We start from the raw sequence: 19,642 nt of genomic DNA, 5'->3' as shown, positions 1-19,642 counted from the left end.
TCTGAATCATGACTCCTCCTCATCACAACCTCAACTTCCTTGGGAAGCTTGCTCTGGGAGCTGGCATCGGTGGGATGTTGCTCGCTGTCACTGGGTGTGGCAATGCCCCGAGCGGCCCTCCCGCAATGCCCAAGCCGACCGTGACCGTGGCCCAACCGATCTCGAAGAAGATCGTTGAATGGGACGCCTACACCGGCCGGATGGAAGCGGTTGATTTGGTGGAGGTCCGCGCACGAGTGGACGGATACTTGCAATCGGTCCACTTTGACGAGGGACAAATCGTTGAGAAAAACGATCTCCTGTTCATCGTCGACCCACGCCCCTACGAAGCAGAATTGGCGGCGGCACAAGCCAAACTTCAACAATCGGAATCGCTACTGAAACAAGCCAAGGCGATGACGGAAGTCGCCCGCGCGAACCTGTTGCAATCCGAAGCTCAGCTGAACCTCGCTGATGTTCGTTACAAACGAACGCAGCGTTTGGTGGAACGCAACGCCTCTTCCCAAGACGAACTCGATGACCGTGAAGCAGAGTTCCTCAAAGCCAAGGCAGACATCGAAGGCGTCCGCGCCAGCCTCAACTCAAGCGAAGCCGCGATCGCCACCGCGCAAGCGGAAATCGAAGTCGCCAAGGCTGGCGTTGACACGGCTGAACTGAATCTTCAATACACTCGTATCCGTGCGCCGATCACTGGACGCATCAGTCGCAAGTACGTGACCGAAGGCAACTTGATCGCGGGTGGAACGGCGACCTCTTCGTTGCTGACGACCATCGCTTCGGTGCAGCCGATCTACTGTGTGTTTGACGCCACCGAACAAGACGTGCTGAAGTATTCCCGCCTGGCCAAATCGGGTGAACGCGAAAGCTCGCGTGTGGCCAAGAACCCCGTGTACCTCGGTTTGATGGATGAAGAGGGTTTCCTGCACCAAGGACACATGGACTTCGTTGACAACCGGTTTGATGTCGACACAGCCAGCATGCGTGCCCGAAGCGTGTTTGCCAACGAAGATGAACTGTTGCTGCCCGGCATGTTCGCTCGCATTCGGATCCCCGGCAGTGCTCCGCACGATGCGGTGTTGATCCCTGATTCGGCGATTGGCACCGATCAATCGTCTCAGTACGTGTACGTGGTCGTCGATGGTGTGATTCAGCGACGAACAATCACGAGCGGCCCCATCATCGATGGTCTGCGAGTCATTCGAGAGGGCTTGGACGGCACCGAATTGCTGGTGATCCAGGGCCTGATGCAGTCGCGTCCCGATGCCGAGGTGAACACCATCGACGGGACGATCGAGGTCGTCGAAGACGGATTGCCTGACGAGTATCTCCCCGTTCCCAAAGAAGAATGGATTTCGCCCGCCCCCACCGCCGTCCCCATCGCGGATCGCAAGACGGAGGTGACACGATGAAGTTCCCACACTTCTTCATTGAACGCCCGATTTTTGCCTCGGTGCTGTCATTCCTGATCGTGCTGGTCGGTGGGATCGTGTATTTCACGCTCCCGGTGTCGCAGTATCCCAGCGTCGCGCCGCCGACCATTTTGGTTCGAGCCAGTTATCCTGGGGCAACCCCGGAAGTCATCGCTGACACCGTGGCGACGCCGATCGAACAAGAGATGAACGGCGTCGATGACATGCTGTACATGGAATCGTCGTCCAGCTCGGACGGAACCATGCAGTTGACGGTGACGTTCAAATTGGGCACGGACCTCGATGATGCCCAGGTGTTGGTGCAGAACCGAGTCGCGATTGCAGAGTCTCGTTTGCCTGATCAAGTCCGCCAAATCGGTGTGACGACGACCAAACAAATCCCAGACATGCTGATGGTGGTTCACCTGAACTCGCCCGACGGCAGTCGCGATCAGCTGTACATCAGCAACTACGCGTTTCTACGAGTTCGCGATGCATTGATGCGATTGAATGGAGTCGGCGAAATCCGAATCGCCGGCGGCAACGAATACGCCATGCGCATTTGGCTGGACATCGAAAAGATGACCCACGTCGATTTGACCGCGGGTGAAATCGTCAATGCCATCCAAGCCCAGAACATTCAAGTCGCGGCCGGTGTGATCGGCCAACCACCGACCGATGACACCGGTGATTTTCAGCTCAACGTCACCACGCAAGGACGCCTGATTCGCGAAGATGAGTTTGGCGACATCATTGTCAAACGAGGCGACGACGGACGCATCACGCGACTTCGCGATGTGGCCCGCATTGAACTGGGAGCTCAAGACTATTCGCGATTGAGCTATCTCGATGGCAAACCCGCCGTCGCAGTGCTGGTCTATCAGCGTCCCGGCACCAACGCGGTTGAAACCGCGGCGGAAGTCAAACGCATCATGAACGAAATGAGCGAGGAATTCCCTCAGGGGATCGGGTTCGAGGTCGCCTACAACCCGACCGACTATGTCGAGGATTCGATTTCCGAAGTGTTTGAAACGCTCTTCATCACAACGATTTTCGTCGTCTTGACCGTGTTTCTATTCTTGCATGGCTGGCGTCCAACCATCATCCCCGTGATCGCGATTCCGATTTCTTTGATCGGCACCTTCGCCGTGATGCAGTTCCTGGGGGTGACGCTGAATACCTTGTCCCTGTTTGGATTGGTCCTGGCGATTGGGATTGTGGTCGATGACGCGATTGTGGTGGTCGAGAATGTCGAGCGATTGATTGCCGAGGGCATGACCGCACGGCAGGCCACTCACAAGGCAATGGACGAGGTCGGGTCCGCCCTGATTGCCACGACATTGGTGTTGATCGCGGTGTTTGTGCCCACGGTGTTTGTGCCCGGGATCAGTGGCAAGTTCTACCAACAATTCGCGTTGACGATCTCGATCTCCACCGCGATTTCCACCTTCGTTTCGTTGACGCTCAGCCCAGCGTTGTGTGCGTTGTTGCTTCGTCCGAAAGACGCGCCGAAGAATCGAATGGGAAAAATGATTGACTTCCTGTTCGGCTGGTTCTTTCGGTTGTTCAATCGAACGTTTGATGCGACCAGCAACATCTACGCATCGATCGTTGGCAGTTTGATCAAGAGGACCGGTTTCGCACTGGTGCTGTACGCGGGCCTGTTGGTTCTCACCGGGTTCAGTTTCAGCCTGGTACCGACTGGTTTCATTCCGGACCAGGACCAGGGCTACGTGATCGTTGCGATCAACTTGCCCGACGGTGCGTCGCTGGCCCGAACCGACCGGGTGACTCGGCGAGTGGCGGAGATTGGAAAGCAGATCGACGGGGTGAAGCATGCCGTCGGAATCGCCGGTCTTTCCGGGGCCACGTTCTCGATCAAACCCAACGCGGCGGTGACATTCTTGCCGTTGGAAGACGCCAAGGAACGAGCCAAACGAGGGCGTGGGGTCAATGCAATCGTGGCGGACATGCGGCGTGAAGTGGCGGCCATCAACGAAGCTCAGATCTTGATCATTCCGCCACCCCCGATTCGTGGGATTGGGCGTGGGGGAGGTTTCAAGATGTATGTCCAAGACCGCAGCGGTGCGGGACTGGATTCACTCAACCAAGTCGCCCAGACAATGCTTGCCGAAGCCAACCAACAACCTGGCGTCACGCAAGTGTTCTCGAACCTGCGAATGGATGTCCCACAAGTCTACGCGGACGTGGACCGGACCAAAGCACAGATGCTGGATATCCCCGTCAACCGAGTCTTCGAAGCGTTGCAGGTCTACTTGGGATCGGTGTACATCAACGATTTCAACTTCCTCGGCCGTACCTACCGGGTCACCGCGCAAGCGGAACCCAAGTTTCGCGATGAGGCGGCCGACATTTCCCGGATTCGGACTCGTAGCGATCGAGGAGCCTCCGTGGCACTGGGCTCGGTCGTCAACATCACCAAGACCGCTGGCCCGGACCGATTGGTCCGATTCAACCTGTTTCCTGCTGCCGACCTCAACGGAACCACCGTTCCTGGTTTCAGCACCGGGCAATCTCTGGCGACGATGGAACAATTGGCCGATCTGAATCTGCCACCCGGTTTTGGCTATGAATGGACCGAGATCGCCTTCCAGGAGAAACAAGCAGGCAACACGATTGTGTTCTTGTTCCCCTTGGCGGTCTTGTTCGTGTTCTTGGCTCTCGCCGCACAATACGAAAGTTGGTTGCTGCCGCTGGCCATCATCTTGATTGTGCCGTTGTGTCTGCTGTTCGCCCTGACCGGCGTTTGGTTCCGTGGGATGGACAACAACGTTCTGACACAGATCGGTTTCATCGTGTTGATCGGTCTGGCGTGTAAGAACGCGATTTTGATCGTCGAATTCGCCAAAGCAGAAGAGGACGCTGGCAAGAACCGATTTGATGCTGCCATCGCGGCTTGCCGGTTGCGGTTGCGTCCGATTCTGATGACGGCATTTTCGTTCATCCTGGGTGTGGTGCCGTTGTTGGTTGCCACGGGTGCAGGATTCGAAATGCGACGCGTGCTGGGAACCGCTGTGTTCGCAGGCATGTTGGGAGTCACGATCTTTGGTTTGTTTTTGACGCCTGTGTTCTATGTTTTGCTGCGACGTTTCGCGAAACGCACCGAGCCAGAAACAACACCGGAAGGCACTTGATCCGTTGGCATGAAGGAGCCAGATTTCTTCTCCAAGTGTCTGGTTTGCATCGGAAGTGAAAAAGAATCCGGACAGCTCGCGTCGACACTGCTAAGTTCCTTGGCAGTGCTCCGCGGGCTTTCCGGGTTTTCGTTTGGTTCCCTAGACTGAACGTCCGGTAGGAACCCAACCGACGACTTCCGATCATCCTTCCTTCCTCTTTCTGATCCAATCATGTTCAGCATTGAAACTCTCATCCTGCTCGCCGGGAGTTTGCTGTTACTAGGAATCGCGTCGAACAAATTTTCGGCGAGAATGGGTGTCCCCGTGCTGGTGGTTTTCTTAGCCATCGGAATGCTGGCGGGATCCGAAGGCATCGGGGGAATCGAATTTGAGAACTACACGCTGGCCCATGGTTTTGCCACCGCCGCGCTGTGCTTGATTCTGTTCAATGGCGGGATTGGAACGCCCTACGCGGCCTTTCAATCGGCTTGGAAGCCCGCCTCTTTGTTGGCCACGGTGGGGGTGGTGGTGACGGCCGGGATCACCGGATTGGCTGCGTCTTGGATCCTGGGCCTGAGTTGGACGCAGGGGTTGCTGCTCGGCAGCATTGTGGGCTCGACCGACGCTTCGGTCGTGTTTTCGGTGCTTCGCGGAGGTGGCGTTCATATCCGCCCCAGGTTGGCGAACACCTTGGAAGTCGAAAGCGGCTCCAACGACCCCATGGCGATCTTCTTGACCGTCGGTTTGATTGAGGTCCTGACCGGACAGACGCCGCTTGGGTTTGGCCTGGTCACGTTGTTCCTGAATCAAGCCGTCGTCGGCACCGGCATGGGGCTCGCGGTGGGCTGGGTCGGTGCCTGGTTGCTGCAGAACATCCGATTGGAAGCGGCGGGTTTGTATCCCGTGATGGCCACTGCATTGGGCCTGTTCTCATTCGGCATGGCCTCCGAACTGGGTGGCAGCGGGTTCTTGGCCGTTTACCTCACCGGCGTTGTGATTGGCAATCGAAGGCCTGTTTTCCTTCGAGGCATCGTCTTGTTCCACGACGCATTGGCGTGGATGTGCCAGATCCTGATGTTCACGGCTCTTGGCATTTTGTCCTTTCCCAGTCGCCTGTGGAACGTCACCGTCCCGGCGATTTTGATCGCCTCGGTGTTGATTTTTGTGGCCCGGCCCATCGCCGTGTTTTTGTGCGGGATGCCATTTCGATTCTCGACTCGCGAGTTGACGTTTCTGTCTTGGGTCGGACTTAAAGGCGCGGTGCCCATCACCCTGGCCACGTTCCCAATGATGGCGGGACTTCCTGCCGCCTCGATCATCTTCGACACCGTTTTCTTCGTCGTTTTGGTTTCGGCACTTGTGCAGGGCTGGACCCTCCCCGCGGTCGCGCGCGTTTTGAAATTGGAAGTGCCCAAGCATCAAAAGACGCCGGTGACGCTTGAGATCAGCTCGCTTCAAAACGTGGACGGGGACATTGTCGACTACTTCATCGAACAGGATTCACGGGCATCGGGTTGCTTGATCAAAGACTTGGCGCTGCCCGATGGAGTGGTCATTGCGTTGATTGTTCGCGACGAGCAAACGGTGCTGCCACAAGGTCGATCGCAGTTGAAACCGGGGGATCACGTGGTTGTCGTGCTACGGCCAAGCATTCGTGCGATGGTCGACCGTGTTTTTGCCCCCACGCGTGCCCACACCACCGACCTCCCGCCGGAACTCGAATTTCCGCTGCGAGGCTCGATCAAAGTTCGTGAATTGGAGCAGTTTTACGAGCTAAAACTGGCCGACGACGGGGACCTCACCATGGATGAGTTGGTCCGACTGCATCTTAAAAAAGACAAAATGAAGATTGGCGCCGCGGTCCAAATTGACAAAATTGTGCTTCATTTACGAGAATTATCGTCCGATGGAAAGGTTCAGTACGTAGGAATGTCGATCCTTCCAGAACCGGAGTGAACGACCGATTCGTCCTTGTCGGCATCCGCCTTGCCACTAGAATAAAACCACCTCTTGAGAGAGCCTCCAAGCTCCTCTCTCATTCGATCTCAACCAATCCGAACTGCAGTTTGAATATTTCTCCACGTCACTTCGATCTGGGTCGCGGCAGCCGCATGATGTCATTCATCATGCTGTTTTTGCTTGCATTCCCGACGCTGGGGATCTCCACCACCGTTTCCCGCTCGCTGCTGGGGAACGGTCGACAAACCGAAACGGAAGAAATCGAAGAACGCGTCCCGTGCTCTCCGCACCGACGTGTCCAACAACTTCGGTCGCCTCAGGGCGGATTTGTCCTCCCTCGAGAGCTCCTGTCGGGCCGGAACCTGGTTCCGCAAACGCGCCCCCTTCTTTCAGCAATTGACGGTCATCGAATCGCCAACGGACTGCTCGCACCGATGCGGTGCTAGGCCACCGGTACGTCCAACCGTTTCGTCTTTGAACTCTTGCGAAGCACCCTCCACCGGAACGATTGTTCCCAGGACGGTTCACTTGGCATGCCTGATCACAAACTGTTTGTCCGTGGATGCGTTCCGCACTGACTGAAGTGATCCAACGCTGCGCAGGTGCAGCGCTCGAGTTCGACAGTTTTGATCCCGCTCTTTCACTTGCATCACGACGTTTCGTTTTGCGAAGGATTCTCCATGTCGACATCCGAAGTTCCCAAACCGACCAGTCTGTATTCCCCCAGTTCCATTGCCCAAGACCTCGTCGCGGGTTTGGTGGTCTTTCTGGTTGCCCTCCCACTCTGCCTGGGAATCGCCCTGGCCTCCGGTGCAGACCTCTTTTCCGGATTGCTGTCAGGCATTGTCGGGGGCCTGGTGGTCGCCGTCATCAGTGGATCGCACACCAGCGTCAGTGGTCCCGCGGCGGGATTGACCGCCATCGTTGCTGCCCAAATCACCTTGCTGGGATCCTTCGAAGCCTTTCTGTTGGCCGTGCTGATTGCCGGCCTCATCCAGATCGGTTTTGGGATCGCTCGAGGCGGTGCCCTCTCGGCGTTTTTCCCCTCCAGCGTCATCAAAGGACTGTTGGTCGCAATTGGTGTGATTCTGATTCTGAAGCAGATCCCTCACATCTTCGGCCACGACACCGACCCAGAAGGGGACATGTCGTTCATCCAACCTGACCAGGAAAACACGTTCTCTGAGCTGCTGACCATCTTCGCTGGTGAAATTCACGTCGGGGCAATGGTGATCGGGCTTTTGTCGATTGCCATTCTGTTGATCTGGGAACGTATCCCTGCCCTCAAGAAGTCCCTGGTTCCCGCCCCGTTGATCGTGGTTGCCGTGGGAGTCCTGATCAACTTGGGATTCACCAACATCGGCCCAGACTGGTTGGTCAGCGGATCACACTTGGTACAGATCCCGATCGCACAAAGCTTTTCTGAGTTTGTCGGTTTCCTCCGGATGCCCGACTTCAGCCGAACGTTTGACCCAGCAATTTACATCGCCGCTGTCACGATCGCGGTGGTCGCGTCCCTGGAGACATTGCTGAACTTGGAAGCGGTCGACAAGCTCGACAAAGCGAAACGCAACTCACCACCAAGCCGCGAATTGATCGCACAGGGGTGCGGCAACATGGTCTGCGGTTTGATTGGTGGGCTTCCCGTCACCTCGGTCGTCGTTCGTGGTTCGGTCAACGTTGGTGCTGGTTCCAAAACGAAAATGTCGGCGATCTTCCACGGAGCGCTGATCTTGATCAGCGTTGCTTTCTTGCCGACTTTGATGAACAAAATCCCGCTGTCCGCATTGGCCGCGATTCTGTTGGTGACGGGTTTCAAATTGGCCAGCCCCACCATTTTCAAGCAGATGTGGAAGGAAGGTCGTTATCAATTCATACCGTTCATCGTCACCGTCGTTGCGATTGTCATGACGGACTTGTTGGTCGGAATTCTGATCGGCTTGGGAATCAGCATTTTGTTCATTCTCAACAGCAACCTGCGTCGACCAATTCGGCGCATTGTGGAAACGCAAGTCGATGGCGATGTCACTCACATTGAGCTCTCCAACCAAGTCAGCTTTCTCAACCGCGCCGCCTTGGACCGAGTCCTCAACGAAACGAGTCCCGGCAGCAAACTTGTGATCGACGCCTCTCGCTCCGATTACATCGATCCCGATGTGTTGAGCCTGATTCGAGACTTCAAAGACAACGTGGCCCCGCCCCGAGACATTTCGGTCAACCTGGCTGGCTTCCGGCAGAAGTATCAACTCAGTGACGTCAAAGAATTCGCCGAATTCACATCGCGTGAACTGCAAGAAAAAGTCACCTCCGACCAAGTCATCAAGATCCTCCGAAACGGAAACCGTCGCTTTGCCGACGGCACGCGATTGAACCGCGACTTAGGACGGCAGGTCAATGCGACCGCGGCGGGACAAAGCCCACTGGCGGCCGTCCTGAGCTGCATCGATTCGCGGGTGCCAACGGAGTTGGTCTTCGACCTCGGTGTGGGGGACATTTTCAGTGTGCGAGTGGCCGGGAATATCGTTGGCACCAAATCACTGGGCAGCCTCGAATACGCCGTCGGCGTTGCCGGAGTGAAGCTGGTCGCTGTCCTGGGACACACGCGTTGTGGAGCAGTGACTTCTTCCGTCGAACTGATCGCCGCCAACCAAGGCGCCGAAGCAGCGACGGGTTGCCAGCATTTGCAGTCAATCGTCGATGAGATCGCACCCTGCGTCCCCAGTGACTCCGCCGAAGCGGTCGAAAATCTATCCGCGGAAGCGATGGAGCAATACGTCGACAAGGTTGCCGAAGCCAACGTCATTCACACCGTCGAGGAAATTCTGAAAAGAAGCCGCATCATTCGCGAAGCAGTGCAAGACGGACGTGTGAAGGTGATCGGTGCGTTGTATGATGTGAAGACCGGCCACACCAAGTTCCTCGGGGACGGCGGTTCAGAACTTGCATCCGAGTCAGCGTCGGGTCCTCCGGCAGAAGTGGCTGGGTAACGTTTCTCGCGAAGGTCGTCACGCGACCTGCTCGTGAGAAGAATCTGGGCGTGAACTCCACGTTCACGCCCATTCATCCCACCCATGCGCCAACTCATGCCGACTCCCTTCAGTGAAGAACGCGCCGAACAGATCTCGCGGCACCTCAAGCTGCTCACGTTTCTGTTCGTGATTGTTCCGATTGTGTTGCTGGTGATTTTCATCGAGTTTCGCTTTCGCTCGATCGAAGAGAACCTGCCTCTTCAATCCCCCAGCGTTCGCGACGAAGCCAGACGCGAACTGGACACGATGCCGTGGCACCCTGTCACGGGCCAGCGGCTCTATGTTCCCGCGTACTCGCACGTTTATCACCAAAAGGGTGATCCGTATCTGCTGACGGTCACGCTGAACGTTCGCAACACCGACGTTGACAATGAGATCGTGATCACGTCCGTCCGGTACTACGACACCAGCGGAAAAGAGATTCGATCGTTGCTGCAGAAACCATTGCAGCTCGCCCCACTCGCAGCCACCGAATTTGTCATCCAACGCGATGACAAAACGGGAGGCAGCGGCGCCAGCTTCCTGGTTGAATGGCAGGCGGGGACCGAGGTCAACCAACCGATTGTGGAGACCGTGATGGTCGACACGAGCAACACACAAGGCATCTCATTCACCGCCTCGGCCGTCGCAATCAGCGGGAACTTGCCGGCCACTCAAGGGGCGACAGAATCGGAGGAATGACCTCCTTTGCTAGACGAAAAGATGGAAGCTGCCTGCCGTCTCGATCGTCTGGGCTTCTTCACTGAGTGGTTGCTTCGCCTAAGATGATGTCTCCCTTCCCACCACTCAACGAAACCAGTGATTCGGACAAGCACCGCCTCCGTGCTCACGTCTAATTCCACCGCGTTTCGTCCCACCTCCCCATCCACCACCCGAGCAGGTTGCTCGTGATGGGCCCAAACGTCGAGATCATCCATGAAGCTTCGCTTGCACAGATTGCTGTCCTTCTGCCTCGTCATGCTGGCGATTTCCGCCTCCCTTTCCCCCGTCTCCGCAACAGAGCCATCGGCGAATCAGACCCCCGTCAAGCTAATCCTGGACACAGACATGTCGGGCGACTGCGACGACGCAGGAGCACTCGCGCTGTTGCATGCCTTGGCTGATCGCGGCGAGTGCGAACTCCTGGCTGTGGTCACCAATCGTCGCGATCTGACAAACGCTTCCGCCGCTGCCGTCGACGCGATCAACACGTACTACGGCCGAGGTGATATCCCGATCGGCACCGACAAAACGGGGCCGACGGCATTTCAACGTACCAGCCCCTACACAACGGCGCTGCGAGACGACTTCGACCACGACATGCTCCCTGATTCGGAGGCTGCTGACGCGCTCGACGTGTATCGACAGGCCTTGAGAACGGCAGCGGATCGCAGCGTCACAATTTGCAGTGTTGGAGCGTTTTCCAATCTCGCTGTATTGATTCGCGAGGAACCCGAACTGATTCGCACCAAAGTCAAAAGCTTGGTCGTGATGGGAGGTCATTTCCCGCAATCCAACCGGCGCGAAGCCAACATTGCCACTCATGTCGAAGCAGCCCGACTGGTGGCGGAGCATTGGCCGGGCGAAATCATCTGGCACGGTTTCGAAGTGGGCAAACAGCTGGTGACCGGTGCCAGACTCAAATCCACTCCCCAAACCAACCCTGTTCGCCGCGCGTATGAACTGCGTCCGATGCCTGGCAACAAGATGTCAATCGACGCCGGCAAACCGAGCTACGATCAAGCGGCCGCACTCTTTGCCGTTCGTGGTGCGGAACCCAAGGTCTGGCAAATCATCCCAAATGGGCGAGTTGAGATTGACGATCGCGGCATCACCTCTTGGACACAAGAATCACCGGGCGCTCAATCAGCAACTCACTCCTACGTCAAAATCGCAACCTCGCCCAAGCAACTGGCTCGCACCATCGAAGACCTGATGGTGGTCGCACCGAAGTGACCAACCGAGTTTCGCCAAACTCCAACTGCCGCGATCTGATTCTCCGGTCTTTGGCTCCCACCAACGCTCCGATTGCGGAGAACCGCGGGGGCATTTCGCGGACGTGAGCCCCGTGCGAAGGGCCACACGCCGCTGGCAAACGTCAAAAACTCTCGCTCCGACAACGCCTGGGTTTGCTGCATCGCCGGCGCATTTCACAGCGCAGAATCACGAACTTGCCCATGAATTTTCCGTGAACTTCCGCCTGAAGTTTGGTGACGGAAGAGCGTGCAGGCTCATGATTGGCCGGCAAAACAGGCTCATACGCAATCGTTCACGAATTGTGTCGATACGGACACACTTGCCAGGGACGCTTGATCGATTTGAATGGGCCTCTCATAACCTACTCAGCCCTCAACCAACCGCATTCGACAGAGCGGATCCCGAATCAAAAAGGGGCTTTCTCTTCCTTCGAGCGATCGCTCCGCACACCACACGGTTCCCCCATGAGTCTATCCAACGAGAGCGTGTTGGAACACGCTTTGGAAGAAGCGGTGTCAGAGGAAATGCCCACGACGGGCAGCCACTCACCAATCCTTCAATGGATCTCCGTCGCAGTCCTGGTCTATTTTTTGATCTGCGCGGTGGGATTGATCGGCACCGGTTTCAAGACCGCGACTGGAGATGAAGCGGAAGAGATGTTCGGGTTTGCGACCAACCCCTTTGCTGGCCTGGTCGTTGGAACGGTCGCCACCGCGTTGATCCAATCCTCTTCCACAGTGACCTCCATCATCGTGGGTTTGGTTGCGGGCGGGTTACCGGTCTCCGTTGCGGTGCCGATGGTCATGGGGGCCAACATAGGCACCTCCATCACCAACACGATCGTGTCGCTCGGCCACGTTCGCCAGAAAAAGGAGTTTGCCCGGGCCTTCGCTGCGGCGACCGTGCACGACTTCTTCAACCTGCTCTCCGTGGTGATCTTCTTGCCGCTGGAGATGATGTTTGGCCTGCTCGAGAAAATTGGCAGCCTGCTGGCAGGGTTCTTTGTGGTCGAAGATGCGTCGATGAAGGGAATGAACTTTGTCAAAGCCTCCACCGCTCCGGTCGTGAACAGTGCCAAACACTTGGTTGAAAATCTTTCCGACGGACTGGGAGGATTGACCCTCATCTTCGCGGGCATCGTGCTGATTTTTCTAACCATTCACTATGTCGGCAAACTGCTCAAGCAATTGATGGTTGGCCGAGCCAAGGACATCATGCACGCTGCCATTGGCAAAGGCCCACTTTCAGGGATCGCATCGGGAACCCTGGTCACCGTTTTGGTTCAATCTTCTTCGACGACCACCTCGTTGATGGTACCGCTGGCTGGCTCGGGTGCGTTTGGGTTGAAACAGATCTACCCGTTCACGCTAGGAGCCAACATCGGCACCTGCATCACCGCCCTGCTTGCCGCCACCGCGGTCGATGGCAACCAAGCGGCCGCGTTGCAAATCGCGTTCATTCACTTGACGTACAACGTCCTCGGAGTCGTGGTGATCTATGGCATCCCGTTCCTGCGATTCCTGCCGGTCCGTGCGGCTGAATGGTTGGGGGCAACCGCGTCCGAAAACAAGTTGATCGCGCTGGCGTACATCGTTGGAGTGTTCTTCCTCATTCCCGGACTTTGCCTGGGCATCTCCAGCATTCTTTGAAAGGAACCCTGTGACTGAATTCAAACACTACTCGACACAAACCGTTCGCAACCTGATTGAGGACACCGAATCGACACTGGATCAACTCAAAGCAGAAATGCAGCGTCGTGAAGAGGCCGAACAAGAAATCGAAATCGAGGGCCTCGAAAAACACATGAAGAGTGCCGAGTTCTCCCTGCGATCGATTCGCGAATTCTTGGCGTTCTTGGTTGAAGAATATCGCAAGGAATAACAGCTCAGTGACCGAACAAAATCTCCCCACGGATTACGACCGAATTCGCGACGACATCCTGGATTCGATCGACGAAGAAATCGAAGCCGAGATCGGCGATGCGTTGATGGAACGCGCCACCGAACCGCGGCCTGATGGCAACGAGCAAATCGGGCGTCACGAGTACTTTCGCAACTTGCTTCAATTGCAACTGGAACTGGTCAAACTGCAGGAATGGGTGGTCGCCAACCAAGTCAAAATTGCGGTGCTGTTCGAAGGCCGCGACGCGGCCGGAAAAGGCGGGGCGATCAAACGCATCACCCAGCGTTTGAATCCACGAGTGTGCCGCGTCGTTGCCTTGCCAGCTCCCAACGAACGTGAAAAGACGCAGTGGTACTTTCAGCGTTACACACCGCACCTTCCCGCCGGCGGTGAAATCGTGCTGTTCGATCGCAGTTGGTACAACCGTGCGGGAGTCGAACGCGTGATGGGTTTTTGCACCGACCAAGAGTACGAGCAATTCTTCCAAACCGTCCCCGAATTCGAACGAATGATCGTCGCTTCCGGAACGATCCTGCTGAAATATTGGTTCTCGATCACCGACGATGAGCAAGAATTCCGTTTCCAATGCCGGATCAATGATCCTTTGAAGCAATGGAAGCTCAGTCCGATGGACCTGGAATCTCGTCGTCGATGGGAACAGTACACCAAGGCCAAGGAAGTGATGCTGGAACGATCCCATATCTCCGAAGCGCCATGGTGGGTCGTCGAAGGCAACGACAAAAAGCGAGCCAGGTTGAACTGCATCCATCACCTGCTGTCCCAGATTCCCTACGGCGAAGTGGCCCAAGACTCGGTGGAACTACCGGATCGATTGCACAGCGACGAATACAAACGCAACGAGATCCCTCAAGAAGTCATCGTGCCGATGGTTTATTGATCTGGCATGGCTGCTGGAGAGTTGAACCATCCGCGACCGTCAGAATGGCCTCTTCGATCACGTTGCATCAAACGAAGCCAGCTCGAACCGACTTCTGGTGAAATCGATTCGAGCAGATCGGAGATGAACTCCACCCCATGTCAGGTGCAGTGACGCTTAGCCTTCCGGTCGATCAGCACGTTCTGGGCGGTCAGCACGCTCGGGTCGGTCTGGGCGTGCAGGACGCTCGGCACCATCGGAATGATCGCCTCGATGATGCTCACGCCCTTCGGGCGATTGCTCGGGACCACGACGCATGGCTTCCAATTGCTCTTCGCTCAAAATTCCCTTGAGCTCCGCGTCCACCTTGGCTTGCAATTTGGCGATCGCTTCGCGTTGTTCGTCATTCAGGCCCATGTGATCTTGTACGAACGACGGCAACACTTTGCCGATTTCAGGAGGTCCGCCCGGTCCACGATGACCTTGCGTATCGCCGTCGCGCGGTGGTCCTCCGGCACCTTGTCCCGGTCCGTGTCCATGCTCTCCCTCGCCGCGGGGTCCACGATCGCCTCCTCCACGCGGGCCGCGATCGCCCTCACCACGAGGTCCGCGATCGCCATCAGCATCCATGGGGCCTCGTCGAGCACCGTCTTCCCGGCCACGACCTTCACCACGCGGTCCACGTTCTCCTTCACCACGCGGGCCGCGGTCACCTTCGCCCCGAGGGCCACGGTCACCTTCACCGCGGGGGCCACGATCACCATCGCCACGTTGACGACGACTCATCATCGACTCCAGTTCCTCACGAGTCACAACGCCGTCTTCGTCTTTGTCCGCTCGTGTGAACAGAGGTTTCAACTGCGAATCACCGACTTCTTCAATGGTCAGTTTGCCGTCTTCGTCTTTGTCCAATCGCATCACGCGATCAATTGGAGAGCGTCTCGATCGCTCAGCACCGGGACGTCCCGCATCACGGCCCTCCCGCTCACCAGGAGGCTGGGCGACCGCGGTACACATGCCAGCACACGTCAAAACAACAAACGAAAATTGGGTCAATGCCTTCATCGCAGAGGCCTCCAGTGGTGTGGGGTTAAGTCGCAGGACTGCGATCAAACTCTCGATCACATGCTGCTAAAGAGTCAGTTGCGACTCCTCTCAACAACCGCCAAACAAAACTTTGATTTTGAGACGAAACGCCGCGACTGGCTGGTTTGGCTGCCCGTCATTCCCCGGAAGATTTGAGCTCGAGCGTTCCAAAGCAATCTCAATACTCGCCCTGGATGACCTCGCGGCCGGCTCGAGTTCCCAATGCGTGCCAGATCGAGAGCTCCACCGACTCGGTGACGGAAGTGACACTCCCGTCAACCTTGGCGACATTCACCAATCCGACGTGATGACTGCGAGACGTGATCATGGCGTAGGTCGGACTTCCGCTTTGACCGTCCTTGCCCTCTTGCCACGAACTGAAATCCATCTGTTCGTACACTTGCCCGCCGGTCTCAAATTTCACGTCGCTGTTGGGCGGCAACGTCACCGTGAATCCAGTGTGATGACAGCGACCGTCAGGCCATTCGGTGTGACCAGTGTCCTTGAACTGGGCCCCGCTGGCGACGATCCATTCAGCTTGCTCTTGGTTGATCGGAATCGCCGTGTCCGAGGGACCACCGTTGCGTTGATAGGGCGTCCAAGCTTTCACTTCGCCGGTGAGCAACGTGTGACTGCTACCATCCAAGCAATCTCGAAAACTGTAAAACTGGTTGGGAGCGAACATCCCGTCACCAGCTTTCTGAGTCGTGGGGTCGAATACAAACCATCGGCCAAAATTGAATCCGTAGGTGGTTGGATACAGGGTCGGCCGGCCATCGCTGAACGTGCGTTCTTGATCCGTTCCCGGATCACTCGGACAGGCGTAGGTTGGAATCTTCAGACCGTCGATGGAAACTTGGTTGTCCCAAGCCAACGAGAGATCGATGTTCTCATAAACATTGCCCTGTTCCAGAAACGGCAAAATCCGCCCATGGACTCCCCAAGATCCATTGTTGCCGGTCGAAGTCACGCTCAAATCGACCAAAGCCGATGGAGGAAACCGCTTGTAGGCACTCTGGTAGTTGTGGACGGACAACGCGATCTGCTTCAGATTGTTGCTGCACTGCATCCGACGAGCCGCTTCCCGAGCGGATTGCACGGCTGGTAGCAACAACCCAACCAACACCCCGATGATCGCAATGACCACCAACAATTCCACCAATGTAAAAGCGGAGCGAGCTGCGGAACGATTTATCATCGAGCGATTCCTTCGTGGAGAGAGCCTCATCCCAGAGGCCCCCGAATGGCGAATATGTGCGGGTCAAGCAGGTTCAGAACTGAGTTTGCAAATGCACTCGCTGTGCCAATCACAAAAAGAGCTAAAAGCTTCCCCATGATGATCCGAATGCCTCGTTTCAGCCAATGCCGCGGCGGGTCTTTCGCCACTGGCGGCGAATTTTCCATCTCGGACATCCAGATAGAATGAGTCCTGTGACATCTCCTCCTCTCCGTTCGCTGCGACTTCGCCTGCTCACGCCGATCATCGCCACCGCGCTGATGGCCGCGGTGTTGGTGGCGATCGCCTCCTATTGGCTGGGCACCCAGCGAGCGATGAAAGATCTGGAGCAACGGTTTTCGGCGATTCAGTCGACGTTGTCGGATTCCAACTTCCCGCTCAACTCGATCGTCCTGGAATCTCTCGCGGATCTGACCCGGACACAATTGATTGGATTGAGTGCCAGTGGTCTGGTCACGTCCTCCACGCTGCAACTGGACGAAACCGCCAAAACGTCTTTTCGCGAACACCTTCAAAACCAGCGACCTCTGCCGGCCTCGATCATTCCCAACGACGATGGAATCGGCTTTCGATTGTTCGCCTTTCAGACCGTTGGCAGCCAGCTCCGCCAAGACCGAGTTGCTGCGGTTGCGGTTCTGTTTGAAGACGAACAGTTCAACGCCAATCGTCGACAAGCCGCGATCCTTCCGCTGGCAACTGGATTGTCAACGATTGTGGCCCTCAGTTCGTTGACGTTTTGGCTGACGTCACGATTGGTCCGCCGCATCAGCAAGCTGCAACGACGCGTCGAAGCGGTGGCCAACGGCGACTTTGACTCGACGGTTTCGGACGATGTCCCTGACGAGATTGGGCGACTCGGTGGCGCCGTTGATTCGATGGCCCAGCAACTCAAACAACTCTGGAACCAGATCAACCGCCAGCAAAGCCAAAAGCTGCTGCACCAAATCGCCGGCGGGATGGCGCATCAATTGAGAAACAGCTTGACCGGCGCCCGGATGGCGGTCGAACTGCACGCTCAAGAATGCCAAGCCACCGATGACGAAGGCATCCGAGTCGCCATCCATCAAATTGAGTTGTCCGAAGATTACGTTCGTCGGCTGCTCCTGGTTGCCTCCGGACGCCAGGACAAAGATCGGCCGACCGATGTGACTACCTGCTTCGACGATGTCCGTACCAGCCTTTCTCCCATTGCGAAACATTTGCGAGTGAATATGCGGTGGGATCTGGACGATGACCTTGGGCAACGGCGAATCCAAGACGGCCCGACCTGGGTGGCGGCCGTGACCAACCTGATCCACAACGCGATTCAGGCGGGTGACGAAGTGGACGTCTCGCTGCAACAACTGGGCGAGAACATCCTTCGAGTCACCGTCTCTGACAATGGTGCCGGAGTTCCCGAGCAAGTGGCTGGCACTCTCTTCGAGCCCTTCGTGACTTCCAAACCCGAAGGCATGGGATTGGGGCTTCCCGTTGTTCAACGTTCCGCCGAGTACTTGGGTGGATCGGTGCGATGGCGACGCGAGAACGAACGAACCATTTTCGAGCTGGACACGCAATTGCTTCGAACGCGCGCCCAACCAGACGAACCACAGTGATTGAAATGACCACAGCACAAACCATCCTCGTTGTCGATGACGAACCGTCCATTTGCTGGGCGTTGGAAAAGATGCTCACCAGCGAAGGGCATGAGGTCATCACCGGATCCAGCGCCGAAGAAGGCCTGCGGCTGGCAAGCCAGAACAATATCTCGATGGTGATCTTGGACGTGCGTCTCCCCAAGGAAGACGGCATCACGGCGTTGCCCAAGTTCCTGGAAGCGACCAACAATGCTCCCGTCATCATCATCACCGCCTTTGGTGACTTAGAAACCGCCGTGGCAGCGGTCAAGAATGGAGCCACGGACTACCTGACCAAACCATTCAAACTGGAGGACGCCCTGCGGACCTGCCGCACCGCACTGCAAAAATCGTCGCGCCGGACGGCCCCGGCCGCGACTCAGCCGATGGACATCGATCCGTCGGTGCTGGTCGGCACGTCGCCCGCGATGCAGCAAGTCTTTCGGCAGATTGCCTTGGTTGCCGACAGCGATCTGTCCGTGCTGATCACGGGCGAAACCGGCACAGGAAAGGAACTCGTCGCGGCCGCGATTCACCGTCACAGTCGCCGCGCCGACGGGCCCTACATTCCCATTGCCCCGGTTGCACTCAATCCCGATCTGATCGAAAGCGAACTGTTTGGCCACGTCAAAGGAGCGTTTACGGGCGCCAGCGACGACCGTGCCGGATTGTTCGAACGCGCGGAAGGCGGCACCGTGTTGCTCGACGAAATCGGTGACCTGCCACTGGGCACGCAAGTCAAATTGCTGCGAGTGCTCGAACAAGGCGAGTACTGCCGCGTTGGAGACGTGAAACCACGAACCGCCAACGTTCGCATTCTTGCTGCCACGAACAGCGACCTGCACGAAGACGTCGCCACCAACGCTTTTCGCGAAGACCTGTTTCATCGCCTGACCGGCGTGCAAATTCATCTTCCGCCGCTGCGAGATCGCGTGGAAGACATTGGCCCGCTTTGCCGCCATTTCCTCTCCGCGATGAAGTACGCGGACATCGATTCCGCGGTGGACGAGGAGCTGCTGGAACAACTTCATTCACGCCCTTGGCACGGCAACATCCGTGAACTGAAGAATGCGGTGGGACACGCCGCTGTGGTCAGCCGAGGCCGCAAACTCACGATTGATGATTTCCCTGCCCCCAAACCCGGACGGGAAACACAAACGACATCCCCCGTTCTCGCCATGGAAAAATCCATTCGAGTCTGGTCCGAGAACGCGATCGAGGCCAACCCTGACTCGGTGACGCTCCACAGCGATTTCCTGGCGGCAACGGAACCCACTTTGCTTCGAACGGTGATGCAGCACACAGGAGGCAACCGGGCCAAGGCCGCGGAGATGCTGGGCATCCACCGCGGCACGCTTCGCGATCGGATGAAGGCCTACGGCATCGACGACCAGTGAATGAACTCATTGATGCGAAACAACGACAGGGCGAAGC

Annotated in this window: 15 protein-coding genes; 12 read left to right on the top strand and 3 right to left on the bottom strand. The window is 56.9% G+C overall.

Annotation, left to right across the window (positions count from 1 at the left end; all coding sequences use genetic code 11):
• Positions 1 to 8 precede the first annotated feature (8 nt).
• The 10 genes from UH5x_RS19000 to ppk2 all read left to right on the top strand — a co-directional run bounded on the left by UH5x_RS19000 (position 9) and on the right by ppk2 (position 14,290).
• A complete protein-coding gene (locus tag UH5x_RS19000; protein WP_047812566.1) occupies positions 9 to 1,409 on the top strand; it encodes an efflux RND transporter periplasmic adaptor subunit in 1,401 nt (466 codons plus the stop codon).
• A complete protein-coding gene (locus tag UH5x_RS18995) occupies positions 1,406 to 4,564 on the top strand; it encodes an efflux RND transporter permease subunit (RefSeq protein WP_047812565.1) in 3,159 nt (1,052 codons plus the stop codon). The genes UH5x_RS19000 and UH5x_RS18995 overlap by 4 nt, the downstream gene beginning before the upstream one ends.
• Before the next feature lie 213 nt (positions 4,565 to 4,777).
• A complete protein-coding gene (locus UH5x_RS18990; protein ID WP_047812564.1) occupies positions 4,778 to 6,502 on the top strand; it encodes a potassium/proton antiporter in 1,725 nt (574 codons plus the stop codon).
• Between the two features lie 110 nt (positions 6,503 to 6,612).
• On the top strand, positions 6,613 to 6,951 hold the full coding sequence (locus tag UH5x_RS18985; protein WP_482633339.1) for a hypothetical protein: 339 nt from the start codon (positions 6,613 to 6,615) through the stop codon (positions 6,949 to 6,951).
• 234 nt (positions 6,952 to 7,185) lie between these two features.
• Positions 7,186 to 9,492 carry a SulP family inorganic anion transporter gene (locus UH5x_RS18980; RefSeq protein ID WP_047812709.1) on the top strand — a complete coding sequence of 769 codons (2,307 nt, stop codon included), beginning with the start codon at positions 7,186 to 7,188 and terminating at the stop codon, positions 9,490 to 9,492.
• Positions 9,493 to 9,588: 96 nt separating this feature from the next.
• A complete protein-coding gene (locus tag UH5x_RS18975) occupies positions 9,589 to 10,215 on the top strand; it encodes a DUF3124 domain-containing protein (protein WP_047812708.1) in 627 nt (208 codons plus the stop codon).
• A 234-nt stretch (positions 10,216 to 10,449) separates the two neighbouring features.
• A complete protein-coding gene (locus UH5x_RS18970; RefSeq protein ID WP_482633338.1) occupies positions 10,450 to 11,469 on the top strand; it encodes a nucleoside hydrolase in 1,020 nt (339 codons plus the stop codon).
• 509 nt (positions 11,470 to 11,978) lie between these two features.
• On the top strand, positions 11,979 to 13,139 hold the full coding sequence (locus tag UH5x_RS18965) for a Na/Pi symporter (RefSeq protein ID WP_047812707.1): 1,161 nt from the start codon (positions 11,979 to 11,981) through the stop codon (positions 13,137 to 13,139).
• Positions 13,140 to 13,149: 10 nt separating this feature from the next.
• A complete protein-coding gene (locus UH5x_RS18960) occupies positions 13,150 to 13,371 on the top strand; it encodes a hypothetical protein (RefSeq protein WP_047812562.1) in 222 nt (73 codons plus the stop codon).
• A 7-nt stretch (positions 13,372 to 13,378) separates the two neighbouring features.
• The gene (gene ppk2, locus UH5x_RS18955; RefSeq protein WP_047812561.1) at positions 13,379 to 14,290 is read left to right on the top strand and encodes a polyphosphate kinase 2; all 912 of its coding nucleotides are present in this window, start codon (positions 13,379 to 13,381) and stop codon (positions 14,288 to 14,290) included.
• A 156-nt stretch (positions 14,291 to 14,446) separates the two neighbouring features.
• On the opposite strand, the gene UH5x_RS18950 is transcribed toward ppk2, so the two are convergent.
• From UH5x_RS18950 to UH5x_RS18940, 3 genes are all read right to left on the bottom strand, one after another.
• The gene (locus UH5x_RS18950) at positions 14,447 to 14,686 is read right to left on the bottom strand and encodes a hypothetical protein (RefSeq protein ID WP_482633337.1); all 240 of its coding nucleotides are present in this window, start codon (positions 14,684 to 14,686) and stop codon (positions 14,447 to 14,449) included.
• On the bottom strand, positions 14,677 to 15,039 hold the full coding sequence (locus UH5x_RS18945; RefSeq protein ID WP_482633336.1) for a hypothetical protein: 363 nt from the start codon (positions 15,037 to 15,039) through the stop codon (positions 14,677 to 14,679). Before UH5x_RS18945 ends, UH5x_RS18950 begins: the two co-directional genes overlap by 10 nt.
• 494 nt (positions 15,040 to 15,533) lie before the next feature.
• A complete protein-coding gene (locus tag UH5x_RS18940; protein WP_047812559.1) occupies positions 15,534 to 16,553 on the bottom strand; it encodes a DUF1559 family PulG-like putative transporter in 1,020 nt (339 codons plus the stop codon).
• Between the two features lie 224 nt (positions 16,554 to 16,777).
• Here UH5x_RS18940 and UH5x_RS18935 point away from each other — a divergent pair, with 224 nt between their 5' ends.
• Both UH5x_RS18935 and UH5x_RS18930 read left to right on the top strand, forming a co-directional pair.
• On the top strand, positions 16,778 to 18,187 hold the full coding sequence (locus tag UH5x_RS18935; RefSeq protein WP_236695950.1) for a sensor histidine kinase: 1,410 nt from the start codon (positions 16,778 to 16,780) through the stop codon (positions 18,185 to 18,187).
• 5 nt (positions 18,188 to 18,192) lie between these two features.
• Positions 18,193 to 19,605 carry a sigma-54-dependent transcriptional regulator gene (locus UH5x_RS18930; RefSeq protein WP_047812557.1) on the top strand — a complete coding sequence of 471 codons (1,413 nt, stop codon included), beginning with the start codon at positions 18,193 to 18,195 and terminating at the stop codon, positions 19,603 to 19,605.
• Positions 19,606 to 19,642 lie beyond the last annotated feature (37 nt).

The organism is Rhodopirellula sp. UH5 (genome assembly GCF_056839225.1).
This window is presented reverse-complemented; position numbering and strand designations above follow the sequence as displayed.